The sequence below is a fragment of the Streptomyces sp. NBC_00019 genome (genome assembly GCF_045041015.1).
Lineage (GTDB): Bacteria > Actinomycetota > Actinomycetes > Streptomycetales > Streptomycetaceae > Streptomyces.
Genome location: NZ_CP108302.1, coordinates 8119510 through 8145194 on the forward strand (window position 1 = coordinate 8119510; position 25685 = coordinate 8145194).

Genomic DNA, 25685 nt, shown 5'->3' on the forward strand with positions numbered 1-25685 from the left:
CGGACGGGGAGGTGGTTGTACGCGTTCAGGGAGTCAGGCGGCTGATCTTCAGCGTCTTGGTCGTCGGGGACGCCCCGGTGAGGGCGGACGCGTACGACGGGGTGACGGGTAGGGACGCCCAGGTCAGGGTGCCGTCCTTCTGGACCGCGATGTCACCGGTGATCCGGGTGTTCACGATCTTGTCGGCGCCCTGGAACTTGCCGTTCCAGTCGATGAGCCGCAGATGGGTGCCCGCGAAGGTGCCGGTGCAGGTGCCGGCCTTGCACTTGGCGTTCTTGACGGACTCCCAGGAGAGCAGAAGCCGGTCCTTGCCGTACGGGGCGAGACGGACGTTGACATGGTCCGTGGCCTTGGTGGTGGAGAGGTAGACCGCCTTGCCGGGGCCGGAGTTGCGGTTCTTCATGAACGCGACGGCGACCTGGTGGGTGCTGGTCTTCGGCGTGACGCTCCAGCCGCGCCCGCTGGAGTCGTCGGGGTTCTTCTTGGCCGACGCGGCACCGCGGGAGGCGAACGCGGTGGCGTAGCGTCCGGTGGCGGACTTCACCAGGTCGCCCGTACGACCCGCGAAGGTACCGCCGCAGTAACCCGCCCAGCACTGTTCGCGCTGCACGACCGGTGCGACGTCGGGGGCGCCGATACCGGTGGACACGAACAGGCCCGAGCGCCAGTCGTCGAAGCAGAGGGAGGTGAAGGCGCCGGACGTCTCGGCGTGCAGGGCGATGCCCTCGTTGTGGCTGCAGCCCCAACTCCAGCCACCGCTCAGCTTCTTGCCCTTGCTGCTCAGGTACGACAGCTTGTCGCCGAAGTGCCCGTCGGCGAAGCCGCCCGCGCCGTGGACCACGAAGTAGGCGCCGTACTTGGTGCCGTTCCAGGTGAGCTGCCCGTCCAGGGTGGGGGACGTGTCGTGGGTGGCGGTGCCGGTGAGCTTGGTCTGGAAGGTCTTCTCGCCGTTCGTGTAGCGGACGATCGCGGCCGCCGTCTCCTTCCACTTGTTGGTGTCGGAGACCCGGGTGAGCAGCGCGAACCCGTTGTTGTGCGCGACCAGCCCGCCGACCTCCTTGGCGCCCTTGACGATCGTGTCCGAGCCCGAACGCTTGCCGGCCGCCGTCAGCGGTGTGACGTGGATGCCGTCGGAGGCGGGCCAGGCCACCCGCAGGGTGCCGTCGGGGGCGGCCGCCGTCGCCGTGCGCGTCCACTCCCTGCTGTTGTTGTAACCCGCCGACAGATAGGGGAACTTGGCGGACAGGGACACCGTGGTCGTGGACACGGTGAGCCCGGTGGCCGTGCTCGCCCCGGCGGTCGCGTACCAGGCGCCGACGAGCGCGGCCGTGGCGGCGAGCCCCGCGATCAGTGGCTTGCGGGCGCCCCGGATACGGCGGTGGCGCGTGGTGCGTGGTGCAGAAGTCATGTTCTGAAGTGGCCGCGGGTGAAGCAATGGTTGCCGCGTGCGTCGGTCTCTTCGAAAAGCGCATTGATCTCTGCGAAGGCGCTGCACAAGAATCCGCCGTATGACTTCCGCCATCCGTCATACGACGATCGACTGCGCCGACGCCTACGCCCTCGCCGGCTTCTGGTCCCAGGTCCTCGGTCTGCCGCTGCACGAGGACGACCACCCCGGCGACGAGGAGGCGCTGATCGAGGCCGCGGGTCTGCTCTTCGTCACCGTTCCGGAGCCCAAGGCGGCCAAGAACCGGATCCACTTCGACGTCCAGCCGCAGGACCGGACCCGTGACGAGGAGGTCGAGCGGCTGCTCGGCCTGGGCGCCAAGCTCTTCGACGACCGGCGCAAGCCGGACGGTACGGGTTGGGCGGTGCTGGCCGACCCGGAGGGCAACGAGTTCTGTGTGGAGCGCAGTGCGGGGGAGCGCGGAGCGTAGCGGGCCCCTCGGGGACACTTCGGCGGGCACCGAACCGACACCCTTCTAGCGTGCCGGTATGACCGAGAACCCGCAGGAAACCCCCGCCCGGGCCGTCACCGGGATGGTCGACCACGTCCTCGCCCTGGCCGCGACCTGGACCACCTGGGACGGCAAGCCGTACGAGATCGACGACCGTGTGTACACGCCGCACAAGGCGATCCGCCGGGTCGCCGACCACCTCGTCGACCATCTCGCGGAAATGGAGGCCCGGCTGGCGGGCGTGGACCCCCGGCCGGACCACTGGCACGCCTCGGCGATCACGACCGAGGCGGACCTGGCCCCCTTCACCCAGGAGGACCTGGACGAGGCCCGCAGCCGCCTCGACCGACTGGCCCAGATCTGGTCCGCCCGCCTCGACGCGCTCACTGAGAGCGAGCTCGACGACTCCCCCGGCGAGGGCTGGAGCTTCCGTGAACTCGCCCTCCACCTCAAGGGATCGACGTACTACGCGGACGCGGTGGGCGATCTGTCGTGACCGCGTTCGCCGAACCCCACCGCGCCGACGAGGCGTTCGGCGAAGGCGTCGGGATGCTGGGCGGCGCCGAGGTGTCCGCCAGGGAACTCGGCGAAGGCGGCGCCGGTCCGGCGGGCGGTGAACTCCGCGGTGCGGTACAGGAGGTGGCCGCGCGAGTCGGTGCCGGCGGCGAGGGTGAGGGGTGCGGAGGCCAGGGCGGTGAGATCGGGGTCGTAGGAGGTGAAGGGGAGGAGGACGTGGGCGAGGGAGAGCGCCATGGGGCTGCCCAACTCCTCTTCACGGGTGAGGGGTTGACCCACCAGGGGCGCCTCGGCGGCCGGGACCGGCTGGTCGGTGAGCCCGGCGGTCATCCGCGCGGCGGCGGCTCGCAGCCCGGCCGTGCGGTAGGTGTCGACCACCTCCCGGAACATGGCCCGCTGCCGGTGCCCGTCCGGGAGTACGCCGACACACGGCGGCTCGTGCGCGACGACGTGCCGCAACCGCTCCGGGTGCCGGGCGAGCAGGTCGAGGGCGACGATGGCGCCGGCGCTGGTGCCGACGGCGTACGCGGTGTCGCCGTCGGCGAGGACGCTGTCGAGCACCCGCCGGGCACCGTCGCTCCAGTCCTGGACGCGCTGGTCGTCGACGGGTGAGCCGAGCCGGCCGTGGGCCAGGCCGAGGGGGTCGAGGACGACGACGGTGAACCGGTCGGCGAGTGCCTCGGTCAGCGGACCGAGCCCCATGGGGTGGCCCGCCCCGCCGGGGAGGATCAGCAGCACGGGCCCGCTGCCATGGACGTCGTAGTAGAGGTCGGTCACTCTTCTTCGCTCTCCTCGCGGGGCCAGTTCTGCAGCAGGACGTGCAGGGCGTCGATGGTGCGTTTCCAGGACTTCTGTACGTCGCGGGGGGCGCCGAAGCCGCCGCTAGCCTCCAGCGCGCAGTAGCCGTGGAAGGTGCTGCGCAGCAGGCGCACGGCATCGGTGAGGTCGGGTTCCTCGAGGCCGTAGGCGCGGAGCATGCCGTAGGTGATCTCGGCGGTGCGGCGGAGGTCGGGGGAGTCGGCGACGAGGGCCTGGTCGACACGGATCTGGGTGGCGGCGTACCGCCCCGGGCGCTCCAGCGCGTACTCCCGGTAGGCCCCGGCGAACGCGGCCAGCGCGTCCTTCCCGGCCCGGCCCGCCACGGCGACGGCGATCCGGTCGATCATCTCGCCGCCGGCGAGCAGCGCGACACGGGTCCGCAGCTCCTGAAGATTCCTGACGTGCGAGTACAGACTCGCGTCCTTCACCCCGAAGTGCCGCGCCAGCGCGGACAGGGTGACGCTCTCGAACCCGACCTCGTCGGCGAGGTCGGCGGCGGCCGCGGTGAGGCGGTCGGGGGTGATTCCTGCGCGGGCCATGGGGCTCCGGGGTGCCGAAGGGAAACCTGGGGTATCCAGAAACCTAGGATATCTAGGTCGAATGCTAGTGCATGAAGGTCCGCCGAATATTGGGCTGCGCGTGACGTCGGCTCGCCCCTAGGCTTCCGCCCCGGGGGCCGGAGAGGCGTCCTGTCGGCAGTGGTCGGGCAGCGGATCGGGGATGCGCGGGGCTATGACTTGTCAACTGTTCGCGATGTGTTTCGACGCGAGTGAGCCACAACAACTCGCGGGATTCTGGTCCGAGGTCCTGGGGCGGGAGTTGATCGACGACCCGCACGACGGAGTCGCGCTGCTACCCGCCGATGAGCGCGGGTTCCGGCTCCGCTTCCTTCCGGCCCAGGAGAAGAAGGCCGGCCAGAACCGGATGCACTTCGACCTGACGAGTGCCTTCCCGGAGCAACAGCAGGAGACGGTGGACCGGGCGCTGCGACTCGGCGCGCGGCACATCGATATCGGCCAACTCCCGGAGGAGGGCCACGTGGTGCTCGCCGACCCCGACGGCAACGAGTTCTGCGTGATCCCGGCGGGCAACAACTTCCTCGCCGACACCGGGTTCATCGGAGCGCTGGCCTGCGACGGTTCGCAGGCCGTCGGGTACTTCTGGAGCGAGGCGCTGGGCTGGCCGCTGGTCTGGGACCAGGACCAGGAGACCGCGATCCAGTCACCGCACGGCGGGACGAAGATCACCTGGGGTGGCCCGCCGGTCGCGCCGAAGACGGGCCGGAACCGCCAGCACTTCGACCTCGCGCCCCCTGTCGGCGGTGACCAGCGGGCGGAGGTCGAGCGTCTCCTCACCCTCGGGGCCGAGCTCGCCGACGACGACCCGGGCGAGACCGGCCGGGTCGCGATGATCGACCCCGACGGCAACGAGTTCTGTGTGCTGACGCCCTGGTAGTACGGCCGGCGGACGAGACCGACCCCACCTTGTGACGGACCGGATGGCTTACGACCTGAAAGCAGTGATCGCCGAAGAGGCGTCGCTGCGCCGCGCTGCGCGGGACCTGCCTGCCGCCCGGCTGGCGTCGATCGGACAGGGCCTGTCGCTGATGCCGATGACGCACGCCCTGTTCGAGTCCGTCGCGCACGGCGGAGGTGGGGGCGTGCTGGGGTTCTGGCGGTTGCCGGAGCGGTTCGAGAAGACCGTCGCCGCCTGGTCGGCCGGCGGTCCGGTGGCCTACGTGGAAGCCGAGTACTTCGGCGGCGTGGGCGAACAGCGGGCTGCAGTGTGGGACGGCGGTGCCGTCGTGCTGGGGCCGCTGCGGGTGGAGGAGGGGGAGCCCTTTCCGCCCGAAGGTGGCCCGGTCTCCCGGGCGCTGCGGCGGCTGGGGGTGGTGGCGGGTCCCGACGAGGACGAGTTCTCCGCCGTGGGACTGGAACGGCATCGGCACGGCGGGGCGTGGATCGCCTGATACGCCGGGCTCAACGGCCTCCTCCGTCGCGCGACCCGGATGCGGCGAGCGGTGAACACGCCTGTCACCGACGCCGGTTCGCCCGGTCGGCGTGGATGCCGACGACCGGGCGAACCCTGCGGAACAGCCGCGTTCAGCTGATCGGTGCGTACAGCACGCCCAACTTGTCGATCTCGACGCCCGACCGGCCGGTGAACCCGACGATCTGCCAGCCGGAGGGTGCCGTGAAGGTCTTCGTGTCGGACGTCGCCGTACCGGAGGACAGGGTGCGGTTCTTGTCGGTCGTGAAGGCGGCCGAGAAGATCCTGGTACGGCCGTCCTTCTGACCCTGCGTCAGCTTCACGGACCTGAGGTGCTCACCGGACGCCAGGGTCAGCGACGACGCGGTGCCGCCCGTGCCGCCGTGGCTCAGCGTCGTACCGCCGTCGTGGGTCAGGGACACCGCGTCGAGGCGGGAGCTGCCGCGGAGGGTCAGTGTGCGGGGGGAGACCGTGGAGGGCAGGTTGTCGGCGTCGTTGTACGCCGTGCCGTGCGGGCCGCCGAGGAAGTCGCTCGCCCGCAGCGAGGAGTTGAGCGTGTACGAGAAGTCGACCGTGTGCGGGAAGTGGTCGGAGAGGTTGGCGCCCGCCGGGTCGAGGAACGAGGACCACTCGTTGTTGTAGCGGGTGGCGTTCAAGGACAGCAGGTCGCTGCCGCGGTAGAGGACCTTGTCCACCACCTCGCAGCCGTTCGGCGGCGCCGTCGTGGGACAGAGCAGCGCGTCCGCGCCCTGGGTGGGCCGGATGCCGCCCTTCGCCAGCTGCACCCACGCGTCCGTGAGCCCGTTCGCGTCGGCGAGGGTGCGGATGTTGTCGCCGCTGCGGGTGTAGCGCGTGTTGGTGTCGCCCATGACGATCACCGCGTTGCCCGAGGAGTTCGCCTGGATGAAGTTCGACAGCTGTGTGATGTTGGCGCGCCGGGCGGCGAGCGCGTCGTCGGTGTCGTCCGCGTTGGTGTGGACGTTGTAGAGGTCGACGAAGACACCCTCTGCGAGCCGGACCCGGGCGAGCGAGAAGCCCTTCGGCGTCAGGCAGTTGGTGCCGGTGCAGTTGTTCCACTTCACCCGCTCGAAGTCCTCGAAGGCGTGGTCCGAGAGGGTGTTGAGACCGTCGCCGAAGGGCACACCGCCGCTGGTCGCGGTGCGGTACGGGTGGTTGTCACCCGCGTACAGGGCCGCGTGGTAGTTGAAGTCCTCCTGGACGTTGACGATGTCGTACGCCCCCAACCGCGGTGAGATCAGCGGGGTGTTGGTCTCCGGGTTGCCGGAGCTCAGGCCCTCCGGGAGGCCGGCGACGTTGTACGTCAGCACGTTGAACGAGCCGCTGGTCGCGGCGGCCGCGGGCGTGGCGCCGGTGCCCGCGAGGCCGGTGACGGCCAGCGCGGCGGCCGCGAGGGTGCCGAGGAGTCTTCTCATGGGGGCTCCGGTCGAAAGGCGGGGCAGAAGGTGAACGGTGCTCAGGTTCGACGGCAACCAGTGTGGCGGGCAAGGGCAGTTGAGGAAACAGTGAGAGTCATGAGAGTTGACTCTCATACTTTGTGAGAGGACACTCTCACGTCATGGATTCCGGCAATCGCTTCGGCGACTTGGAGATCACCGACCCGAAGGCCATGCGTGCGCTGGCCCACCCCGTACGGCTCGCCGCCCTGGAGCGCCTGCAGCGGTACGGGCCCGCCACGGCCACCCAGCTGTCCCCGCACGTGGGGGCCACCCCGTCCGTGACCAGCTGGCATCTGCGCCACCTCGCGGGATTCGGACTGGTCCGGGACGCGGAGGGCGGGGCGGACCGGCGCGAGCGGCGCTGGGAGGCCGTGGCGCGCGGGTACCGGTTCGAGGTGCCGGAGGACGAGGAAGGCCGGGCGGCCGCCCAGGTGCTCGCCGGCGAGATGTTCGCGAGCCGCGCGGAGCTGCCGATGCGCTGGCTGACCGAGACCGCGCCGCACCTGGAGCCGGAGTGGATGGGCGCCGCGATGTCCAACAACACCGGGATCGTCGTCACCGCCGGGGAACTGGCCGCGCTCAAGGACGCGTTGGAGGAGCTCCTCGCCCCCTACGTCACCCGCGAGCCCGCACAGCTGCCGCCGGACGGCAGGGCCGTGCGGATGCTGCTGTACGCCCTGCCGGAGGCGGCGGACGACGAATCCGGGACGCCGGAATGAGGCGCCCCCGGATACCGGTCTCCGAGACCTCCCTGTGGCGCGACCGTCCCTTCCGGCTCACCTGGACCAGCGGCGCCGTCTCCCAGTTCGGCGACCGGGTCTCCGAGGTGGCGGTCCCGCTGATCGCCGTCGGCCTCCTGGACGCCTCGGCCGCGCAGATCGCCTGGCTGACCGCACTCGCCTGGGCGCCCAACCTGCTGGGGATCGTGCTGGGCGCCTGGGTAGACGGCCGACGGCGCAAACGGCGGCTGCTGATCGTCACCGACCTCGTGCGGGCGGGCGTGCTGCTGTCGCTGCCCGCCGCCTACCTGTGGGGCACGGTCACGCTCGGCCAGCTGTACGCGGTGGCGCTGCTGACCGGCCTCGCGGGCGTGGTGGCCGGCTGTGCGTGGCAGCCGCTGTTCGCGCGGCTGGTGCCGCCTTCCTCGTACGTCGACGCCAACAGCAAGTTCAGCGCCGCCCGTTCCGCCTCGTTCGTCGCCGGTCCCGCGGTCGGCGGCGGCCTCGTGCAGGCGATCGGCGCACCGGTCACCGTCGTCGTGGACGCCCTGTCCTTCCTGGCCTCCGCCCTGCTGCTCGGCCGGATCAGGGTCGACGAACCGGCGCCCGCGACCCGCACCGGCGCCGCCGTACCCGCGCTGCTGCGTGACGCCCGCGACGGTCTGGCCTTCGTCGTCCGGCACCCGGTGCTGAGGGCGAGCCTCGGCTGCTGCACGACCGTCAACTTCTTCACGTTCCTGGCGGGCACCGGCCTCGTGGTGCTGTTCGCGGACCGGGTCCTCCAACTCTCCCCGGGCGCCATCGGGTTGACCCTGGGCGTCGGGGCGACCGGCTCTCTCGTCGGCGCCCTCACCGCGCCCCGGCTGTCCCGCCGTATCGGAGTCGGGCGCGCGGTCGCCGTGGGTGCCGTGCTGTTCCCGGCGCCCTACGCCCTCGCCGCGGTCGCCGACGGGCCGGCGTGGGCCGCCGCAGGCTGCCTGGGCGGCGCCTACTTCCTCGTGGGCCTCGGGGTGATGTGGTTCGACGTCAACCTCAACTCCCTGCAGACCGCGGTGACTCCGGACGCCCTGCGCAGCCGCGTGACCGGCGCCTTCGGCACCGTCAACTACGGCGTACGCCCTCTCGGCGCACTCGCCGGAGGGGCGCTCGCCACGACCTTCGGCCTGCGCGCGACCCTCGTCACCGTCGCCGTCGGCGGGGTGCTGTCGGTGCTGTGGCTGCTGCCGTCGCCGATCCCGGGGATCCGCTCCCTGGCGGACCTGCCGGCCGAACAGCCCGTTCAGAGCGCCGGGTCGAGCCCGTTGGACAACCCCGTGTAGGCCGGCTTCGCGCCGACGCGTCCGGGGTGAGCCGGGGGAGCGTGACGGCCCCGGCGGCGAGCATGTGCCCGCGACGGCGGGCGGGACAAAGAAGGTTGCCCGCGCGGGTGCGGACGCACCGTGCCGTGTCAGGTCCGCAGGAACATCAGCACGGCCAGCACCCGCCGGGACTCGCTGCCCGTGGCCGGGAGGCCCAGCTTGCCGAAGATGCTCGAGACGTACTTCTCCACCGCGCGCAGCGTGATCACCAGCCGGTCGGCGATGCCCTGGTTGGAGTTGCCGACGGCCATCAGCTCCAGCACCTCACGCTCCCGAGGTGTCAGCCGGTCGAGCGGGTCGTCGCGGCGCCGTCGTGACAGGAGGGTGGAGACGATGGTACCCGCAGCTCCATCACGAGTCCCGCGACGGCGGTACGGGCCAGCCGGGCGCCCAGCAGACCGGCGAGGAAGGCGACCGGGGCGAGGCCGATCACGGCGAGGCTCACACGTTGGATCACCGGGAAGGGCGGTCCGCCGAACACGCCCACCAGCAGCAGGACGGCGATCATCACCAGGCCGAGCCCGAAGGAGTCGATGAGCAGCCCCAGCGACCGGCGCAACGGCCGTCCGCCGGCCCGCCGACGGGCCGCGAGCAGCGCGACTCCGACGAGCGAGAGGACACTGATCGCGACCAGCGCACCGTCGTACAGCACCCTGGCCAGGTCCGGCGCGTCGAGCAGTCGCAGCGGGTGCTCCGGGCCGAAGCCGCCCAGCATCATCACCACCGGCTGCGCGCCGGCCGCGGCGACGTAGCCCAGGCCGACGAGCAGCCTCGTCGGCCGTCCCGTCAGCCGTCCGGTCGGGAATGCCAGGAACAGATGCAGGATCAGCATCATCGGCAGCAGGTCGAACAGCTGACCGACGGTCTGTACGGCGGTGTCGCCCGACCACGACAGGGCCGACAGGAAGGCGGCCACCCCGGCGAGCAGCATCAGCGGACCGATGCGGCTGGCCGGCCGGTGCCACCACGCGACGAGACCGGCCGCGGAGTAGGACACCGCGATCCAGATGATCAGCCCGGCATGGATGGCCGGCGTGCCGCCCGCCGCGGCGAGCGCGACACACCCGGCGGCCGCGGCCGGCACCAGGCCCGCCAGACCGACCAGGAGCACCGGCCTGCGCGGGCGAACAGCCGGATCCGCCGAGGTCGTCGGCATCACTCCCCCCTCCCGATCATTGCCGTCGGGGCGTGACCGGGGCGCGACCGTCCACAAGGGGCCCGCGTACGGCCGGACATGAAGGGAGGCGTCGCTCGCACGCTACTCCCGGCACCGGACCGGCGCCAGCGCTGCGCCGACGCGGTGTCAGGGCCGGCCCCGGGCCCGCAGATCCCCCGTACGGACACACCAGAAACCCGCCCCCCGAACCGCCAGTGGCCCGCCTTACCCGTCGCACCGCTCGCTGCCAGCGTGAGGGACACCCCCGAACCCACCGAGGAGCCGTGATGAAGACCCGGGTCATCCAAGAGGAACCGGAGGAGCCCCGCCGGGGCACCGCCGACTCGTCCGCACCCCAGGAATCCGGTCCACCGCGGCTCCGCGCCCCGAGGAGGAAGCTCATGTCCCGAGCCGCCGCATGGGTCCAGGCGCATCAACTGGCCGCGTTCTTCGTGCTGGCCTACGCCCTGAGCTGGGCCGCCGTAGCGTTCGGCAGCTTCTTCGCACCCGGTGCCCTGATCGCCGCCCTGATCGTGGTCTCCGTCGCCGAAGGAACCGCGGGGCTGAAGGAGTTGGGTTCCCGGCTGATCCGCTGGCGGGTGCACTGGATCTGGTACGTGATCGCGATCGCCGTACCGCTGGCCGTCCACTTGTCCACCATGGGCGCGAACATGGCGCTCGGCGCACCCGCACCCTCGACCGACGACTTCACCCCCGTCTACGGCATCGCGCTCGCCATCGGGATGAACATGGTCGACCCCTTCGGCGGCCCGTTCAGCGAGGAGCCCAGCTTCCGCGGCTTCGCCCAGGCGCGCCTCCAGTCCCGGCGCACCCCGCTGGCGGCCACCGCGATCCTCGCGGTGCTGATCACCGGCTGGCACGCGCCGCTCTTCTTCGTCTCGTCCTTCGGCCTGGAGCCCTACGAGGCGCTGACCACCGTGGCCGTCACCTTCTGGTACGGCTGGCTCTTCAACCAGACAAGCGGCAGCGCCCTGTTGACCCTGCTGGCCCATGCCACCGAAGGCAGCATCAACACCGAGGACCTGTGGCCGTCCGGCGCGGACGCGACCCGCGAGACCTGGCTCTACGTCGTCGTCTGGTGCGCGGTCGCCCTCGGCCTGGTCCTCGCCCACCGGCGCTTCTGGACCGCCAAGGCCCCGCCCGGCGCCGTGGAGCCACCCGCGCACCCCAGCCCCACCCTCGCCACCGAAACGTGAGAGGCACCCCATGTCCCGACTGCTCTACCGGATCGGACACTTCTCCGGCCGGCACCCCTGGCGCGTCATCCTGACGTGGATCGCGATCGCGGCCGCCGCCTTCCTGCTCAACCAGTCCTACGGCGGCACCGCGGACGAGACCTTCAAGCTGCCCGGCGTCGAGTCGCAGAAGGCGGCCGAGGCCCTGGAGGACAAGTTCCCGCAGGAGACCGTCTCCACCTCGAACGTCATCTTCCACTCCGACCAGGATCTGACCCGGCCCGAGGTCAGGGCCGCGATGGCGAAGGCGCGCACCGACCTCGCCGCCTCCGGACCTGGCGGCGACGGCGCCCGGCGCGGGATAGCCGCCCGCTCGGCGACACCACCGCACCAGGGCCTGTCCGGCGTGATCCGCCGGACAGGCCCTGGTGGCACGGCTACTCCCGGGGGCTGGGGTCACACGTCGCCGTCAGCCTGTCCAGGGCACGCCACACCGCGTCCTGCTCCTCGGCGTCGAACACGAACTGGGAGCCCGTGGCGTCGGGGACGGACACGATGTACGACACCGGCGAGGCCGACAGGGCGCCCCACGACTCGTGCCGGTGCTCCAGGGCCAGAATGCGGCCGCACGGCTCGCACCTCATCCACGGCACCAGAGCCATGTCGCCCCGTTCGACCGGCTCCAGGCCTTCGACCACCCGCAACTTCCCCTGGAAACCGGGGAGATCGACGATGTCCGTGGCGAGCTGGTCCCACACCCCCCACTGCGAGGCCATCGCCGCGAGTTCGGCCCGTGTCCGGTCGTCCACGGACAGCTCCAGCTCGAACAGCCGGTCCACCAGGTGGAAGAGGCCGGCCTCCTGCTCGCCGATGTCCCAGGCCCCCTGGACCGGATCCACGTCCTCCGCGCCCGGCAGCAGCCCGGCGAGCCGGGACCAGACGACCCCCTCGGCGGCGTGCTTCCGCACCTTCTCCTGATAGTCGTCCATCCCGGCGAGCGTAGTGGTGGACGATCACCCGTTCACACCGGTGTAGTGCCGCAGGCTCCACCGCCACAGCCGGCGCGACCCGAGGTACGCCAGCGCCCCCAGCAGCGGCGAGGCCGCGGCCAGCCAGTACGGGACGCCGGTGTCGTGGCCGGTGAGCACGGCGGTCGGGAAGTAGGCGACGAACGCGAGCGGGAGGCCGTACGTCAGGAGGCCGCCCACCGCCCTGGGCAGCACGTTGAGCGGGTAGCTGCCGAAGGTGCCGAGGAGCTCCTCCAGCCAGCGCCCCCAGTAGTCGGCGGCCGGGAAACGCAGCGACGCGCAGGCCACCAGCGTGAACAGGGCCGCCTCCAGGAGCAGACCGCCGAGCACGGCCACGACCAGGTACGAGATCCGGCCCGCCGTCCAGTCCAGGTCGCTGCGGCTGAGCGCGCCCGCCATCAGGCCCGCGGCCACCGTCAGGTCGCCGATCGCGTTGGTCGGGAAGTAGGAGAGCTGGAGCTGGCGGTAGACCGGCATCGGGCGGACCAGATAGGTGTCGATGACCCCCTCCTGGATGCGCCGGCCCAGACCGTGCACCCGGCCGAGGAACAGCACGAACAGGCCGTGCGCCAGCATCCGTGTCGCCGGGATCAGCAGCACGTCCGAGCTGTCCCAGCCGCCCATCCCGGTGAACCGGGTGAGCAGCACCGTCGCGAACACGATCACGGACACCTGCCAGACCGCGCCGATCGCGATCATCATCAGGAACTCGGAGCGGTACTCCAGCTGGGCACGGAAGTTGAGACGCGTGATGCGCCACGCGATCCGGACGGCATTCATAGGCATCAGCCTCCTTGGGAGATGACACGGCGGGCGGCCCGCCGCCACAGCAGACGGGTGAACAGGGCCAGCGCGAGGATCCAGGCGGCCTGGATCGCCAACTGGAGTGCGGCGTCCGACAGTTCGATCCGGCCGATGTAGATCGACAGGGGCACGCTCAGCGTCGCCTGGAACGGCAGGAACGTGCTCAACGTGATGAACCAGTCGGGGAAGAACCACAGCGGCGCGTACACACCCGCCAGAAGGTTCTGCGCGAAGATCAGGATGAGCATCGCGGCGCCGTTGCGCAGGGTCCAGAAGCACAGCTGGTCGATGACGAGCATGACGTAGTACAGGACCCACTGGCCCAGCAGCAGACTGAGCGCGAACACCCCCGCCACGGCGGCGGACCCGGGCGGCTCGACGACCCCGAGGGCCAGACAGACCGCGTAACCGCCCAGCGCCCAGGCCAGGCCGTAGAGCTGCTCGCCGAACGCGCGCAGGGCGTAGTACCGCTGGGGCTTCAGCGGGCGCAGGTACCAGTAGATGATCGTGCCGAAGTGCATGTGCTGCAGGACGGTGTCGCGGCCCGCGTACTGGTCCAACTCCCGCAGCCGGGAGGCCAGTACGGCCAGGACCGCGTAGGTCACCGCCTGGTCGCGGTCGAGTCCCGCCGTGGTGCCGGTGTTCTGGTACAGGCCGTGCCACAGGGACGCCACCAGCACGATCTGCACGGTCAGGCGGAGCAGGGCGGCCGTCATACGGGGCGGGGTGTGCAGTTCGCCGAGGGGAGTGACGCGGGCGGCGCGCCAGGCGTGGATCGCCGCCATGTCAGACCCCTTCCGCATGGACGTAGGCGGCCCGCATCACGTCCTCGAGGTCCGCCTCGTCGAGCGCGATGTCCGTCACCTCGTACCGCTCGATGACGGCCTTCAGCGCCTGGTGCACGGTCGGTGCGTCGACGCCGTCCGGGCCGAACACGAGGCGTGGGCCCGTCTGCTGAAGCAGCGTGATGCCCGGCAGCGGGACGATCTCGGCGTGCGGGTCGGCGAGGGTGGCCCGCACCTGCCAGGTCGAGCCGAACTTGCGGCGGATCTCGTCGAGGGAGCCGTCGAGGACGAGTCGGCCGTGGTTGACGAGGACGACCCGCTCGGCGAGCCGCTCGACCTCCGTCATGTCGTGGGTGGTGAGCAGGACCGTGCGGCCGCGCTCCTCGACCTGGTGTCTGAGGAACTCCCGGACCTGCTCCTTGACGACCACGTCCATGCCGATGGTGGGCTCGTCGAGGAAGACGACCGGCGGATCGTGGAGCAGGGCGGCGGCGAGGTCGCTGCGGACGCGCTGGCCGAGCGAGAGGTGGCGCACCCGGGTGTCCCAGAACGACGACAGGTCCAGGAGGTCGTCGAACTCCTTGAGACGGGCGGCGTGTTCGGCCTTCGGCACCTCGTAGATGTCCCGCAGGATCGCGAACGACTCACGCACGGGCAGGTCCCACCACAGCTGGGTGCGCTGGCCGAACACCGCGCCGATGTTGCGGGCGTTGCGCTCGCGTTCCTCGTAGGGCACCACGCCCGCGACCCGGGCCTGGCCGGCGGTGGGGGTGAGGATGCCGGTGAGCATCTTGATGGTGGTGGACTTGCCGGCACCGTTCGGGCCCAGCAGGGCGAGGAGTTCGCCCGGGGACACGTCGAAGGTGATGTCGGTGACGGCGTGCTTGGCGACCCGCTCCGGGTTGACCAGGGAACGGACCGCGCCGGTGAAGCCCGGTCGGCGGACGGTGGTGTGGAAGGTGCGGGACAGTCCGCGGACCTCGATGCTGCCAACCAAGTGGCATCAACTCCTTTGTGCGCAAACAGAATTGTGGCCGGTCGGCATGGATGCCGACCGGCCGCTGGCGACGTTCCGACACTGTCGGAATGTCGATCAATCAGTCAATCGATTAACGGATCTCTTACTTGGCGGTCGAGAACACGAACGAGAACTGCGCCGGCTCCGCCTTCAGGTGGTACTGCGGCAGCGGGCCCGGTCCGCAGGACTGCGAGCCGACGCCGTGCTGGCCGTGGTCGAGGTTGACCCAGACCGTCTCGCCGGGGGTGAGGTCGGTGCGGTGGGTGGCCGCGTCCAGCTGCTCGGTCGTCCAGCGGCGGGCGGTGAACCAGAACTCCGGGTCGCCCTCGATCCGCAGACCGCCGATCTCCGCCCAGCGGACGTCGGCACGGGCACCGTTCTCCTGCGGGCGCACGTACGGCGTCTGGAGACCGTCCACAGTCGACTGCCAACGGCCGACGGTCGACGCCGTCCGGCTGTCCGGATACGCCTCACCGGGACCGCCGCCGAACCACCGCACCGCGTCCGCCTCGGCGAGCCCGAGCCGGATGCCCAGGCGGGGCAGCGGCACCGTCCAGTCGCCCTCGGGCGCCACGGACACCGTCAGCTTCAGCTTGTCGCCGTCGGAGGTCCAGCGGTACACCGTGGCCAGACCCACCTCGCGGGCGGCCGGGGACACCCGGGTCCGCACGGTCAGCGCGTCGTCGGACAGCTCCACCGCGTCCAGCCGGTGCTGCATCCGGTGCAGGCCGAGCGCCCGCCACAGCACCCCGTACCGGGTGTCCGTCTGCCACTCGGCGCCCTCGTCGTTGTCCGTCGTCGCCCGCCACACGTCCAGCCGCAGGCCCTCGACCGACACCCCGCCGACCGACCGCAGCACACCGGTGCGGGCGTCGAAGGAGGCCGGGCCGAGCGTGATCTGCCCCTCGCCGCGCACGGGCCCCTCGGTGGGCGCGACGGACGGCAACGGGCGGGCGGCGACCGGGAACTGGCCCCACGCCACCACATGGCCCGCCGGCCCCCACGAGGTGTCCTGCGCCAGCAGCGCCCGCACGGTCCACTGCGTCTCCGCGCCCCGGTGGTCCGCGGGCGGCTCCGGCAGCTTCACCTCCGCCGTCTCACCGGGCTTCAGCGCGGGCACCGACAGTGAGCCGGACTCCACCGTCTCGCCCTCGACCTGGTACGACCACTCGAAGGCCAGCGCCGACAGGTCGGCGAAGTCGTACTTGTTGGTCACCCGCACGGTGCCGTCGGCGCCGTCGCTCTCGATACGGACCGGCTCGATGACCTTCTTGTACTCGACCAGGCCGGGGGAGGGCGTGCGGTCGGGGAAGATCAGGCCGTCGCAGACGAAGTTGCCGTCGTGCAGCTCCTCGCCGAAGTCGCCGCCGTAGGCGTAGCCCAGCTCGGGGTGCTTGATGCCGTGGTCGATCCACTCCCAGATGAAGCCGCCCTGGAGCCGGTCGTACCCGTCGAACAGCGCCTGGTAGTCGGCGAGTCCGCCGGGGCCGTTGCCCATCGCGTGCCCGTACTCGCACTGGATGAAGGGCAGTTGACGGCGCTTGTGGGTGCCCCCGTCGAGCTCCTTGCCGATCTGCTCGACCTCGGCGTGGTTGGCGTACATCCGTGAATAGACGTCCGTGTCACGGCAGTTCCAGTCGCCCTCGTAGTGCACGAGGCGCGAGGAGTCCCGGCCGTGGATCCACTCGGCCATCGCGGTGAGGCCGCGGCCGGTGCCGGCCTCGTTGCCCAGCGACCAGAAGACGATCGAGGGGTGGTTCTTGTCGCGCTCGACCATGCGGGCCGCGCGGTCGAGGAGAGCCGGGGTCCAGCGGTCGTCGTCGACCGGGTTGTCCCGCCAGTCCTGCTCGGTGAAGCCGTGGGTCTCCAGGTCGCACTCGTCGATGACCCACAGGCCGTACTCGTCGCACAGGTCCAGGAAGGCCGGGTGCGGCGGGTAGTGGGAGGTGCGCACCGCGTTGAGGTTGTGCCGCTTCATCAGCAGCACGTCCTCGCGCATGGTCTCCAGGTCGAGCGCGCGTCCCTTCGTAGGGTGCCACTCGTGCCGGTTGACGCCCTTGAAGAGGATCGCCTTGCCGTTGACCTTGAGGAGACCGTCTTCCAGGACGATCGTGCGGAAACCGATGCGCAGCGGGACCCGCTCACCCTCGGTGACCAGCTCGCCGTCGTACAGCCGGGGTGTCTCGGCGTTCCACGGCTCCACGGCGACCGTCACCGGCTCGCCGGTCGCGACATCGATGTCCAGGGCGGGCACGGTAACCCGCCCGTCGACGTCGGAGTCGACGCGCAGGGTGCCCTCGCCCGTGACGTGGTCGTAGTCGGCGTGCACGAAGAAGTCCAGGACGCTGCCCGCCGGGCGGTGCAGCAGTGTGACGTCACGGAAGATGCCGGGCAGCCACCACTGGTCCTGGTCCTCCAGGTAGGAGCCGGCCGACCACTGGTGGACGCGGACCGCGAGGACGTTGCCCTTCGGCTTCAGCAGATGCCCCACCGCGAACTCATGGGGAATCCGCGAGCCCTTGAACTCGCCGATGTCCGTGCCGTTCAGCCACACCCGGGCGCAGGACTCGACGCCGTCGAAGCGGATGACGGCCCCGCCCTCGGACAGGGCGGGCCAGCCCTCGGGGAGGTCGAAGACGCGCAGATGGTCGCCGGTCGGGTTCTCCGTCGGGACGTGCGGCGGGTCCACCGGGAAGGGGTACAGATGGTTCGTGTAGATGGGCGAGCCGTGCCCCTGGAGGACCCAGTGCCCGGGGACCTGGACCTCGGCCCAGTCCCCTGCGTCGTAGCCCTCATCGGCGAACGAGTCGTCCTCGGCGTCGATCGTCGGTGACACGCGCAGCCGCCAGCTGCCGTTCAGCGACAGGGACTTGGCGTCCGAGGACGCATACCAGGCGCGGGGCGGCAGGGCCCCGCTACCGGGCGATACGTCCTCCACGTAGTCGACGTCCGTGGTGGTGCGGAAAGACATCGGTCTCCAGGTCTTGAGAAGAAAGCTGTCAGCCCTTGATGCCGGTCTGCGCGATCCCCTGCACCAGCCAGCGCTGGAGGAAGAGGAACACGAGCAACAGGGGCAGGATGGAAATGGCCGTGGCCATGAAGATCAGGTGGTAGTTGACGGTCTGGTTGGTCATGTACGAGGACAGGGCCACCTGAATGGTCCAGGAGCTCGGGTCCTGGCCGATGACCAGGGGCCACAGGAAGGAGTTCCAGCCGCTGATGAACGTGATCGTGGCCATCGCCGCGAAGAAGTTCAGCGAGTTGGGCACGACGACCCGCCAGTACGCCCCCCAGTACGAGAGTCCGTCCACGCGTGCCGCCTCCTCCAGCTCCTTGGGGAACCCCAGGAAGTACTGCCGGAACAGGAAGCAGGTGAAACCACTGAACAGGCCCGGAATGATGAGACCGCGGTAGGTGTCCACCCAGCCCAGCGACGACACCAGCACGAAGCTCGGCACGAAGGTGACGGCCGTCGGGATCATCAGGGTGACCAGGACGGCGTAGAAGACCTTGTTGGCGTGCCGGTACGGGATGCGGGCGAGGCCGTAGCCGGCGAGCGAGCAGATCAGCAGGATGCCGCTGGTGTGCAGGACGGCGACGACCCAGGAGTTCCACAGGGCCCGGCCGAAGTCGACGGTCTCGTCGTTGAACGGTTCGGTGATGTTGCCCCACTGGATGTCGGTGGGGAGCCACTTCCAGTTCTCGCCCGTGATCTCCTGGTCCGTCATCAGGGCGTTGCGGACGATCAGATAGAACGGGACCAGGAAGAGCAGGGCCGCGACACCGGTGGCGATGTAGAGCCCGGTGTTGCCGATGACCTTGCCCCCGCGCTTCTTGCGGGGGGTCTTCGTGACGTCAGGTGCGGTGGTGGTCACTTGGACTCCTCACCCCTTCCGAAGCCCATGATCCGGCCCTGGAGCAGGGTGATCACGAGGATGAGCAAGGTCAGGATGACGGCACCGGCGCTGCCCTGGCCGTAGTCCTGGCTTTCGCCGAGGGCGGTCTTGTACAGCTCCACGAGGGGTGGTTGGCCCCAGGTCGCCTTGCTGAGCAGGTTCCAGAACTCGTCGAAGGCCTGGTAGGCGGCGATCAGCAGCAGCAGGATCACCGCGGTCGAGGTGGCCCGCAGCTGGGGCAGGGTGATGTACCGGAAGGTCTGCCAGCCCGGCTTGGCGCCGTCGATCGAGGCGGCCTCGTAGAGCTCCGCCGGGATGTTCTGGAGCGCCGCCAGGAACAGGATCATGTAGAAGCCGGCCTGGAGCCACAGCCGCAGCGTCACGATGACCAGCCAGTACCAGGGCGGGTCGGGGTTGGCCAGCCAGGCGGTGTTGTCGACGCCGAACCAGCCGATGACGGTGTTCGCCAGACCGAAGCGGACGCCGTTGAAGATGGACATCTTCCAGATCAGCGCCGCGGCCACGTAGGAGACCGCGGTCGGGATGAAGAACACCGACCGGAAGAACGCCTTCATGAACGTCAGCCGGTGCACCAGCAGCGCCAGGCCCAGCGAGAGCCCCCACGTGGTGGGCACGATGAACGCGGCGAAGACGGTGAAGGTGACCAGGGACCCCGTGAAGTCCGGGTTGTCCAGGATCGCCTTGTAGTTGTCGAGGCCGATGAACTCGCTCGGCGAGACGGTGAAGCGTGCCTCGAAGAAGCTGAGGTAGATGCTCCAGCCCATCGGCACGAAGACGAAGATCACCAGGCCGATCAGGAAGGGGCTGGTGAAGAGCCAGAAGTTGAGGGTGCTGTTGGCCCGCAGACTCCGCCGCGGCCGCGCCTTTTCAGGCTTGGCCGGGGCGGCGTCCGTGAGGTCGAGCTTGGTGGTGGTCGACATGTCGAGGTTCGCCCGCCGGCCTATCCGAAGAGCTTCTTGAGCTCTGCGTTGACCTTCTTGTCGCAGGCGTCGAGCGCGGCCTCCGGACTGCCGCCCTTGCGCACGGAGTTGGCGATCACGTCGTTCACCGAGGCGATCATCGCCTGCGTCCAGGCGATGTTGTCGAAGTGCCCGTACTCACTGAAGAGCTTGACGCCCTCGGCCGGCAGACCCGACTTGAGCTTGGTGGCCGACTGCGCGATCGAGGTGCGCGGCGGGATGTGGAAGCCGTAGGACAGCGCCCAGTCCTCCTGGTACTCCTTCTGGTCGATCCACAGCCACTTGACGTATTCCTTGGCCGCGTCGAGGTTCTTGCTCTTGGCGTTGACGAACATCGACCAGCCGCCGTTGGTGACCGAGAACTTGCCGGAGTCGCCGACCTTCGGGAAGGGGAAGATGCCGACGTCGTCGCCGAGCGCCTTCTGGATCACCGGCATGGCCCACATGCCGCACCACTGGATCGCGGTCAGGCCCTGGGTGAAGGCCGAGGGGTCCCACCAGTCGGCCGGGGCGTCCAGGAGCAGGTTGCCGCTGGTGAACAGCTTGCGCAGCTGGCTCAGACCGTCCGCCACGGCGTCCGTGTGGTAGGCGATCTCGTTCTTGTCGTTGAGGGTGTCCGCGCCGGCCGACCAGATCAGCGGGGACTGGACGGGGGTGATGTCGTTGCCGAGGAAGGCGCCCTTGACCTTGCTCGTGGTGAGCTTGTCGATGACCTCGATCAGCTCCTCCAGCGTCTGGGGGACCTCGACCTTGGCCTTCTCGAAGAGCGAGGGCCGGTAGTAGAAGAACTGCGGGTCGTCGATCATCCGGACGCCGTATATCTTCCCGTCGACCGTGTGCGAGGCGATGTCGGCCGGGTTGAAGTCGTCCTTGACCGGGTTGATGATGTCGCTCAGGTCCGCCACCTGGCCGCTCGTCACCATCTGGAGCTGCGGGTGGAACTCGAAGACGTCAGGCGCGTTCTTGGTGAGCAGAGCCGGGAACAGCTTGTTCTCGAAGTTGGAGCCGGTGATCCACTGGGTGGTGATGTCGGCTTCCTTGTAGGCCTTCGCGTACCGCTTGATGGCCTGCTCGGTGCCCGCCTCGCCGTACGCGTGGAAGTACTGCGTGAGGCCCTCGCCGGAGCTGCTGCGTCCGGTGTTGCCCCCGCACGCGGCCAGTCCGCCGGCGGCGGCCATACCCATGGCGGCCCGAAGAACGGTACGGCGGTCCCAGTTGACGTTTCTCATTGCCGACATGCTGACGTCCTTGTCTCGAGTACGGCTGCGGCTCTGCGCCCAATGCCTGAAGCGGCTCAGCGCCAGGTGGCTCAAATGGTGTCGCGGTGCGGGACGTTAACCTTCGGCTAAGGCTTCGGCAAGGGGTTGGACGAAGTCTGTTCGAAGCGTTGCGGAGCGTTCGGGATACCGGACGTCACGGGTCACGGGCCGCCGCACCGGCGGCCCGCAACCTCCCTTCAGGTACTGCGAGTTACTGCCTTCCAGGCCTTACGGCCCACTGCCGGGACAGGCTCGGGCTAACGCGGGTTGTGCGTCTTGGCCCTCGCGGGCACGGTGGTGCGTTTCGGCGACTTCTGGCCGACCGACTGGAGGGCGCCCTCGAGCGCGAACGTCGCCGCGCCCAGGCACACCGGATCCGTGGGGATCGGGGAGAGGACGATCTCGGTGGCGGCCATCGGCCGGGGCAGCGCGTGCCGGGCGACGGCCTCGCGCACCTCCTCGACCAGGGACTCGCCGAGGGCGGCCGCGACCCAGCTGCTGAGCACGATCACCTCGGGATTGAACAGGTTGACCAGGTTGGCGATCCCGGCGCCGAGGTAACGGACGGTGTCGCGGAGCGTGTTGACCGCCACCGGATCGTTCTGCCGCAGGCCCTCGGCCAGGGCGGCGATGGTGGCCGTCTGGTCGTCCTGGTGCAGCAGCGGGCTGTCGGGACTCAACTCCCGCAGATTCAGCATGATCCCGGACGCGCCGACGTACGCCTCCACACAGCCGTGCTTGCCGCAGCGGCACACCCGGCCGTCCAGGACGATCGTGGTGTGGCCCCACTCGCCGGCGCTGTTGCTGACCCCGCGGTGCAGTCCGCCGCCGAGCACGAGCCCGGCGCCCACGCCGGTGCCGAGGTTCACCACCACGGCGTTCCCGCGTCCGCGCGCGGCCCCGAACCACAGCTCGGCCACCGCGGAGGCGCGCAGCGGATTGTCCAGGTACAGCGGGTAGGCGATGTGCTCGGTGAGCAGGTCGAGCAGCGGCACGTCGTGCCAGTCCCAGTTGGGCGCGTACTCGGAGAACCCGGTGTCCCGGTCCACCTGACCCGGCACGCTCACCCCGACACCGAGGACACGGGCGCCCTCGATGCCGGCCTGCGCGACCACCTGGCCCACGACCGCGGCGACATGGCCGACGACCTGTTCGGGGAGGCTCTCACCCGGGCGGACGTCCTCCTCGGCGCGGGCCAGCACGTTCAGCCCGAGGTCGAACAGCTCGACATGGACGTAGGTCTCCGCGATGTCGACACCGATCAACGCGCCCCCCGACGCGTTGACCGCGACGAGTCCCCGGGGGCGGCCTCCCGCCGAGTCCTCGAACCCGACCTCCGTGATCATCGAGAGGTCGAGCAGCTCGCCGACGAGCGTGGCGACCGTGGCCAGGCTGAGCCCGGTGGCGGCCGCCAGCTCCTGCCGGGAGGTGGGCGACGCGGCGATGATCTGGCGCAGCACCTCGTAGCGGTTCGCGGTGCGGATGTCACGTGAGGTGCGCTTCACCGGGTTGCCCCCGTCCCTTCGGCTCACGCCGGGACGGCATCGGCACCGGCGCGGCGCAAGGCTATGGGCTGCCGGGGACTTTCGACAAGGGGTTAGGAAAGGGGCTTTATAAAGTCAGTCGGCCAGCACGTCCCGGACGAAGGCGTTGGCGAATTTTGCCTCACTGTCCAGACCGTCGGCGAGCGCCCGGAAGTCGTCCAGCCTGGGATAGCGGCCGCGCAGGACCTTGCCCGGCGTGGTGAAGACCTTCCCCCAGTGCGGCCGCGGCTCGAAGCCGTCGAGCACCTCCTCCAGCCGTCGCACCACCGGCAGTACGGCCGCGGTGTCCTCGATCCAGGTGAAGTGCAGCGCCACCGTGTCGCGTCCGTACGACGGGCTCAGCCACTGCTCGTCGGCGGCGACCGTACGCACCTCGCAGGTCTGCAGTACGCCGGCGACCGTCTCCCGAATACCGTCGATTGCATACAACGCGTCGACGGCATACGGCCGCGGCAACAGATACTCCGACTGCAGCTCCGCCCCGCTGCTCGGTGTGAACTCCGCCCGGAAGTGCGGCAGCCGCTCATGCCAGGGCCCCGGCACCCCGAACTGCTCGGTGCAGTTGACCGCTGGCATCCCCGGCACCGGGTGCAGTTTCTCGGTGGCGGGCGCGGCCCAGGTGAATTGGTCGAGTGGCTGATCCACCCGCCGCTTCAGCCACACCTGCCTGAAGCCCGGCTCCCGCCAGTCCGTGAAGAGGCTGACGCTGTACGCGGCCGACATGATCGCCGAGAACGTCTCGAAGTCCAGCCCCTCCAGCGGCAGTTCGGTGAACACATGCTGCTCGACTTCGTAGGCAGGCTCCAGGTCCAGGGTGAGTGCGGTGACGACACCCAGGGCGCCGAGCGAGGTCACGGCACCGCCGAAGCGCTCGTCGTCCCGTCCGATCGTCACCCTCGACCCGTCGGCGACGACCAGCTCCACCTCCCGCACCGCCGAGCCCAGCGGACCGTTGCCCACACCCGAGCCGTGCGTCCCCGTCGCGACCGACCCCGCCACCGAGATGTGCGGCAGCGAAGCCATGTTGGGCAGCGCGAGCCCCTGGGCGTGGACCGCGCGGGCGAGCTCCGCGTACCGGACGCCACCCCCGACCCGCACCGTACGGGCCGCGGCGTCCACGTCGAGGACCGCAGGGAGCCCGGCGATCGACAGCAGGACGCCGTCGGGGCCCGGTTCGGCGATCTCGTTGAAGGAGTGCCCGCTGCCCAGTACCCGCACCTTCGCGCTCCCGGCCACGAGGGCACTCAGCTTGTCGAGCGAGTACGGGCGGTGCAGCTCCTTCGCGCCGTACGTGATGTTGCCCGCCCAGTTGGTGACCGTCTCCGTCATCCCTGTCGTCCCTTCCCTGGAACGCCGGCCCTCGCCGGCATGCCTCTGCGTTGACCCTCTCATCCGCCGCCACCTAACTTAGAGAGCGGTTTCTATCCGTTTTCCTCGACCGGGGGTCACCACCTTGCCCGAGCGTCCCCAGGCGCTGTTCGCCATGACCGCCGCCAACCTGCCGCACGTCTTCCCGTCGGAGGTGCTGGAGCGGCTGCGGGAGGCGGTGGACATCGACCCGGATCTCGTGGCCGAGGACTTCACCGACCCGCGCGTCAAGGAGACGCTGGCCCGCACCGAGATCCTCGTGACCGGCTGGGGCTGCCCCCGCATCGACGCGACGGTCCTCGACGCCGCACCCGGACTGCGGGCGATCCTGCACTCCGCCGGCTCGGTCAAGGGCTTCGCCACGCCGGACATCTGGCGCCGTGGCATCGAGGTCTCCTCGGCCGCCGACGCCAACGCGCTTCCTGTCGCCGAGTACACCCTCGCCATGATCCTCCTCGCCGGGAAGGACCTCTTCGTCGCCCGTGAGCGTCTGCGCACCTCACGGGCCCATCCCGGCTGGGGGATCGTCCCCGGCATCGGCAACCACGGCCGCCGGGTCGGTGTCATCGGCGCCTCCCGCATCGGCCGCCGTGTCCTGGAACTCCTGCGCCCCTTCGACCTGCGGCCCGTGCTCACCGACCCGTACGTCACCGAGGCGCAGGCGGCCCGACTCGGCGTGCCCCTCCTGGAGCTGGACGAGCTGCTGCGGGGTTCGGAGATCGTCACGGTCCACGCCCCGGAGACCCCCGAGACGCATCACCTCATCGGCCGCCGTGAGCTGTCCCTGATGCCCGACGGGGCGGTCCTCGTCAACACCGCGCGCGGCGGCCTCGTCGACCACGACGCCCTGGTCGCCGAGCTCCGCGCCGGCCGCCTCAGCGCGGTCCTCGACGTGACCGACCCCGAACCGCTCCCCGCCGACTCGCCCCTCTACGACCTCCCCAACGCCTTCGTCACCCCGCACCTCGCGGGCTCCCAGGGCAATGAGCTGGGCCGGCTCGGCACGGCGGTGGTCGAGGAGGCGGAGCGGCTCGCGACCGGTGGCGGACCGGCGTATCCGGTGGAGCTGGCGGCGCTGGAGCACGGCGCCTGAGGAGGTGCGGATTTCGTAGCCGGATAAGCCTTTCGGTATGGGTATCGATAAATGTCTGGCGATAAAGCAGCGATATCAGTAGCTTCGACCGTCATGACGCTAGACCCGCTCCCCGAGACCGACCGCACCCGCCACCGCCGCCTGCGCGACCAGGGCAGCCTCGACCGCGCCGACCTGAACGCCATCCTCGACGCGGGCTTCGTCTGTCACCTGGGTGTGGTGATCGAGGGCCGGCCGCTGGTCGTCCCGACCGTCTACGGGCGGGACGACCGGCAGCTCTACCTCCATGGCTCGGTGGCGAGCCGCAGTCTCTCCGGCGGCACCTCCGTCTGCGTCACGGTCACGCACGTCGACGGACTGGTCCTCGCCCGGTCCGTCTTCGAGCACGGCGTGAACTACCGCAGCGCGATGATCCACGGCGAGGCCCGCAAGGTCACCGACCCCGAGGAGAAGCTGGCGGGCCTGCGCCGGCTCACCGACCAGGCGACCCCGGGGCAGTGGTCGTACGCCCGAAGCCCGAGCCGCAAGGAACTCGCCGCCACCACTGTCCTCGCCCTCTCCCTCGAAGAGGCCTCGGTCAAGATCCGCACCGGCCCGCCGGACGACGGCGACGGACCCGACGCGCAGCTCGGTCTCTGGGCCGGGACCCTGCCGCTGACCTCGGTGTGGGGAGCGCCCGTCGGTGATCCCGTACTGCAGGACGAAACGCCCGTACCTGAACACATCGCGCGGCGCGAGGGGACCCGGTACGCGTGACGGGCGGGCGGGGGCATAACGTGAGGAGTCGAACGCCTGAGCCGGG

Annotated in this window: 25 protein-coding genes and 1 pseudogene; 9 read left to right on the top strand and 17 right to left on the bottom strand. The window is 70.2% G+C overall.

Going from position 1 to position 25685, the window contains the following annotated elements; genetic code table 11:
• Positions 1-25: 25 nt before the first annotated feature.
• Entirely contained in the window at positions 26-1408 is a 1383-nt protein-coding gene (locus tag OHU89_RS37970) for a hypothetical protein (protein WP_405649477.1), read from the bottom strand.
• A gap of 100 nt (positions 1409-1508) precedes the next feature.
• Between OHU89_RS37970 and OHU89_RS37975 the strand changes: the two genes are divergently transcribed.
• The gene (locus OHU89_RS37975; RefSeq protein WP_405649478.1) at positions 1509-1877 is read left to right on the top strand and encodes a VOC family protein; all 369 of its coding nucleotides are present in this window, start codon (positions 1509-1511) and stop codon (positions 1875-1877) included.
• Between the two features lie 58 nt (positions 1878-1935).
• Positions 1936-2394 (top strand): hypothetical protein, encoded by a 459-nt coding sequence (locus OHU89_RS37980; protein ID WP_267014574.1) that lies wholly within the window; start codon positions 1936-1938, stop codon positions 2392-2394.
• Here the strand turns inward: OHU89_RS37980 and OHU89_RS37985 are convergent.
• Positions 2364-3191 carry an alpha/beta fold hydrolase gene (locus OHU89_RS37985; protein WP_405649480.1) on the bottom strand — a complete coding sequence of 276 codons (828 nt, stop codon included), beginning with the start codon at positions 3189-3191 and terminating at the stop codon, positions 2364-2366. The two genes, OHU89_RS37980 and OHU89_RS37985, sit on opposite strands and share 31 nt — an antisense overlap.
• The gene (locus tag OHU89_RS37990) at positions 3188-3772 is read right to left on the bottom strand and encodes a TetR-like C-terminal domain-containing protein (RefSeq protein WP_405649482.1); all 585 of its coding nucleotides are present in this window, start codon (positions 3770-3772) and stop codon (positions 3188-3190) included. The genes OHU89_RS37985 and OHU89_RS37990 overlap by 4 nt, the downstream gene beginning before the upstream one ends.
• A gap of 193 nt (positions 3773-3965) precedes the next feature.
• Here OHU89_RS37990 and OHU89_RS37995 point away from each other — a divergent pair, with 193 nt between their 5' ends.
• Both OHU89_RS37995 and OHU89_RS38000 read left to right on the top strand, forming a co-directional pair.
• Positions 3966-4688, top strand: a complete 723-nt coding sequence (locus OHU89_RS37995; RefSeq protein WP_405649484.1) for a VOC family protein — start codon at positions 3966-3968, stop codon at positions 4686-4688.
• A 43-nt stretch (positions 4689-4731) separates the two neighbouring features.
• The gene (locus OHU89_RS38000) at positions 4732-5202 is read left to right on the top strand and encodes a hypothetical protein (RefSeq protein ID WP_405649485.1); all 471 of its coding nucleotides are present in this window, start codon (positions 4732-4734) and stop codon (positions 5200-5202) included.
• A 133-nt stretch (positions 5203-5335) separates the two neighbouring features.
• On the opposite strand, the gene OHU89_RS38005 is transcribed toward OHU89_RS38000, so the two are convergent.
• Positions 5336-6655: a jacalin-like lectin gene (locus tag OHU89_RS38005; RefSeq protein ID WP_405649486.1), complete on the bottom strand. Its 1320-nt coding sequence runs from the start codon at positions 6653-6655 to the stop codon at positions 5336-5338.
• 143 nt (positions 6656-6798) lie between these two features.
• Between OHU89_RS38005 and OHU89_RS38010 the strand changes: the two genes are divergently transcribed.
• Both OHU89_RS38010 and OHU89_RS38015 read left to right on the top strand, forming a co-directional pair.
• Positions 6799-7398, top strand: a complete 600-nt coding sequence (locus OHU89_RS38010; protein WP_405649487.1) for an ArsR/SmtB family transcription factor — start codon at positions 6799-6801, stop codon at positions 7396-7398.
• Positions 7395-8717, top strand: coding sequence for an MFS transporter (locus OHU89_RS38015; RefSeq protein ID WP_405649488.1), 1323 nt, complete (start codon positions 7395-7397; stop codon positions 8715-8717). The genes OHU89_RS38010 and OHU89_RS38015 overlap by 4 nt, the downstream gene beginning before the upstream one ends.
• Positions 8718-8845: 128 nt before the next feature.
• Here OHU89_RS38015 and OHU89_RS38020 read toward each other — a convergent pair.
• Together OHU89_RS38020 and OHU89_RS38025 are read right to left on the bottom strand one after the other, a co-directional pair.
• Positions 8846-9112: pseudogene (locus OHU89_RS38020) on the bottom strand (response regulator transcription factor); the annotation flags it as partial.
• On the bottom strand, positions 9037-9912 hold the full coding sequence (locus tag OHU89_RS38025; protein WP_405649489.1) for a hypothetical protein: 876 nt from the start codon (positions 9910-9912) through the stop codon (positions 9037-9039). The pseudogene OHU89_RS38020 and the gene OHU89_RS38025, both read right to left, overlap by 76 nt.
• A gap of 401 nt (positions 9913-10313) precedes the next feature.
• On the opposite strand from OHU89_RS38025, the gene OHU89_RS38030 reads away from it, so the two are divergent.
• On the top strand, positions 10314-11129 hold the full coding sequence (locus OHU89_RS38030) for a CPBP family intramembrane glutamic endopeptidase (protein ID WP_405649490.1): 816 nt from the start codon (positions 10314-10316) through the stop codon (positions 11127-11129).
• Between the two features lie 117 nt (positions 11130-11246).
• Here the strand turns inward: OHU89_RS38030 and OHU89_RS38035 are convergent, their stop codons facing one another.
• The 11 genes from OHU89_RS38035 to OHU89_RS38085 all read right to left on the bottom strand — a co-directional run bounded on the left by OHU89_RS38035 (position 11247) and on the right by OHU89_RS38085 (position 23751).
• Complete coding sequence (locus OHU89_RS38035; RefSeq protein ID WP_405649491.1) at positions 11247-11543, bottom strand: hypothetical protein; 297 nt, start codon at positions 11541-11543, stop codon at positions 11247-11249.
• Between the two features lie 2 nt (positions 11544-11545).
• A complete protein-coding gene (locus OHU89_RS38040; protein WP_405649492.1) occupies positions 11546-12097 on the bottom strand; it encodes a hypothetical protein in 552 nt (183 codons plus the stop codon).
• Positions 12098-12121: 24 nt separating this feature from the next.
• The gene (locus OHU89_RS38045) at positions 12122-12916 is read right to left on the bottom strand and encodes an ABC transporter permease (protein ID WP_266899245.1); all 795 of its coding nucleotides are present in this window, start codon (positions 12914-12916) and stop codon (positions 12122-12124) included.
• Between the two features lie 5 nt (positions 12917-12921).
• On the bottom strand, positions 12922-13725 hold the full coding sequence (locus tag OHU89_RS38050; protein WP_266886519.1) for an ABC-2 family transporter protein: 804 nt from the start codon (positions 13723-13725) through the stop codon (positions 12922-12924).
• A 1-nt stretch (position 13726) separates the two neighbouring features.
• Complete coding sequence (locus OHU89_RS38055; RefSeq protein ID WP_405649493.1) at positions 13727-14722, bottom strand: ATP-binding cassette domain-containing protein; 996 nt, start codon at positions 14720-14722, stop codon at positions 13727-13729.
• A gap of 124 nt (positions 14723-14846) precedes the next feature.
• On the bottom strand, positions 14847-17714 hold the full coding sequence (locus OHU89_RS38060; protein ID WP_405649494.1) for a glycoside hydrolase family 2 TIM barrel-domain containing protein: 2868 nt from the start codon (positions 17712-17714) through the stop codon (positions 14847-14849).
• 28 nt (positions 17715-17742) lie between these two features.
• Positions 17743-18618, bottom strand: coding sequence for a carbohydrate ABC transporter permease (locus OHU89_RS38065; RefSeq protein ID WP_307024323.1), 876 nt, complete (start codon positions 18616-18618; stop codon positions 17743-17745).
• A complete protein-coding gene (locus OHU89_RS38070; RefSeq protein WP_405649497.1) occupies positions 18615-19580 on the bottom strand; it encodes a carbohydrate ABC transporter permease in 966 nt (321 codons plus the stop codon). The genes OHU89_RS38065 and OHU89_RS38070 overlap by 4 nt, the downstream gene beginning before the upstream one ends.
• A 20-nt stretch (positions 19581-19600) precedes the next feature.
• Entirely contained in the window at positions 19601-20857 is a 1257-nt protein-coding gene (locus tag OHU89_RS38075; protein ID WP_405649498.1) for an ABC transporter substrate-binding protein, read from the bottom strand.
• A 278-nt stretch (positions 20858-21135) separates the two neighbouring features.
• A complete protein-coding gene (locus OHU89_RS38080; protein WP_267016437.1) occupies positions 21136-22383 on the bottom strand; it encodes an ROK family protein in 1248 nt (415 codons plus the stop codon).
• 114 nt (positions 22384-22497) lie between these two features.
• The gene (locus OHU89_RS38085) at positions 22498-23751 is read right to left on the bottom strand and encodes an FAD-binding protein (protein WP_405649499.1); all 1254 of its coding nucleotides are present in this window, start codon (positions 23749-23751) and stop codon (positions 22498-22500) included.
• Positions 23752-23875: 124 nt separating this feature from the next.
• On the opposite strand from OHU89_RS38085, the gene OHU89_RS38090 reads away from it, so the two are divergent.
• Both OHU89_RS38090 and OHU89_RS38095 read left to right on the top strand, forming a co-directional pair.
• Positions 23876-24883, top strand: a complete 1008-nt coding sequence (locus tag OHU89_RS38090) for a hydroxyacid dehydrogenase (protein WP_405649500.1) — start codon at positions 23876-23878, stop codon at positions 24881-24883.
• 93 nt (positions 24884-24976) lie between these two features.
• Positions 24977-25639 (top strand): pyridoxamine 5'-phosphate oxidase family protein, encoded by a 663-nt coding sequence (locus tag OHU89_RS38095; RefSeq protein WP_405649501.1) that lies wholly within the window; start codon positions 24977-24979, stop codon positions 25637-25639.
• The last annotated feature ends 46 nt before the right edge of the window (positions 25640-25685 follow it).

Bases quoted from the DNA above. Each gene is read 5' to 3' on its own strand.
- OHU89_RS38050 (WP_266886519.1), bottom strand. From the start codon at position 13,725: ATGGCGGCGATCCACGCCTGGCGCGCCGCCCGCGTCACTCCCCTCGGC.
- OHU89_RS38075 (WP_405649498.1), bottom strand. From the start codon at position 20,857: ATGTCGGCAATGAGAAACGTCAACTGGGACCGCCGTACCGTTCTTCGG.
- OHU89_RS37995 (WP_405649484.1), top strand. From the start codon at position 3,966: ATGACTTGTCAACTGTTCGCGATGTGTTTCGACGCGAGTGAGCCACAA.
- OHU89_RS38010 (WP_405649487.1), top strand. From the start codon at position 6,799: ATGGATTCCGGCAATCGCTTCGGCGACTTGGAGATCACCGACCCGAAG.
- OHU89_RS38045 (WP_266899245.1), bottom strand. From the start codon at position 12,916: ATGAATGCCGTCCGGATCGCGTGGCGCATCACGCGTCTCAACTTCCGT.
- OHU89_RS38005 (WP_405649486.1), bottom strand. From the start codon at position 6,655: ATGAGAAGACTCCTCGGCACCCTCGCGGCCGCCGCGCTGGCCGTCACC.
- OHU89_RS38060 (WP_405649494.1), bottom strand. From the start codon at position 17,714: ATGTCTTTCCGCACCACCACGGACGTCGACTACGTGGAGGACGTATCG.
- OHU89_RS38000 (WP_405649485.1), top strand. From the start codon at position 4,732: ATGGCTTACGACCTGAAAGCAGTGATCGCCGAAGAGGCGTCGCTGCGC.
- OHU89_RS38070 (WP_405649497.1), bottom strand. From the start codon at position 19,580: ATGTCGACCACCACCAAGCTCGACCTCACGGACGCCGCCCCGGCCAAG.
- OHU89_RS38095 (WP_405649501.1), top strand. From the start codon at position 24,977: ATGACGCTAGACCCGCTCCCCGAGACCGACCGCACCCGCCACCGCCGC.
- OHU89_RS37970 (WP_405649477.1), bottom strand. From the start codon at position 1,408: ATGACTTCTGCACCACGCACCACGCGCCACCGCCGTATCCGGGGCGCC.
- OHU89_RS38025 (WP_405649489.1), bottom strand. From the start codon at position 9,912: ATGCCGACGACCTCGGCGGATCCGGCTGTTCGCCCGCGCAGGCCGGTG.
- OHU89_RS38040 (WP_405649492.1), bottom strand. From the start codon at position 12,097: ATGGACGACTATCAGGAGAAGGTGCGGAAGCACGCCGCCGAGGGGGTC.
- OHU89_RS38015 (WP_405649488.1), top strand. From the start codon at position 7,395: ATGAGGCGCCCCCGGATACCGGTCTCCGAGACCTCCCTGTGGCGCGAC.
- OHU89_RS38030 (WP_405649490.1), top strand. From the start codon at position 10,314: ATGTCCCGAGCCGCCGCATGGGTCCAGGCGCATCAACTGGCCGCGTTC.
- OHU89_RS37980 (WP_267014574.1), top strand. From the start codon at position 1,936: ATGACCGAGAACCCGCAGGAAACCCCCGCCCGGGCCGTCACCGGGATG.
- OHU89_RS37975 (WP_405649478.1), top strand. From the start codon at position 1,509: ATGACTTCCGCCATCCGTCATACGACGATCGACTGCGCCGACGCCTAC.
- OHU89_RS37990 (WP_405649482.1), bottom strand. From the start codon at position 3,772: ATGGCCCGCGCAGGAATCACCCCCGACCGCCTCACCGCGGCCGCCGCC.
- OHU89_RS38085 (WP_405649499.1), bottom strand. From the start codon at position 23,751: ATGACGGAGACGGTCACCAACTGGGCGGGCAACATCACGTACGGCGCG.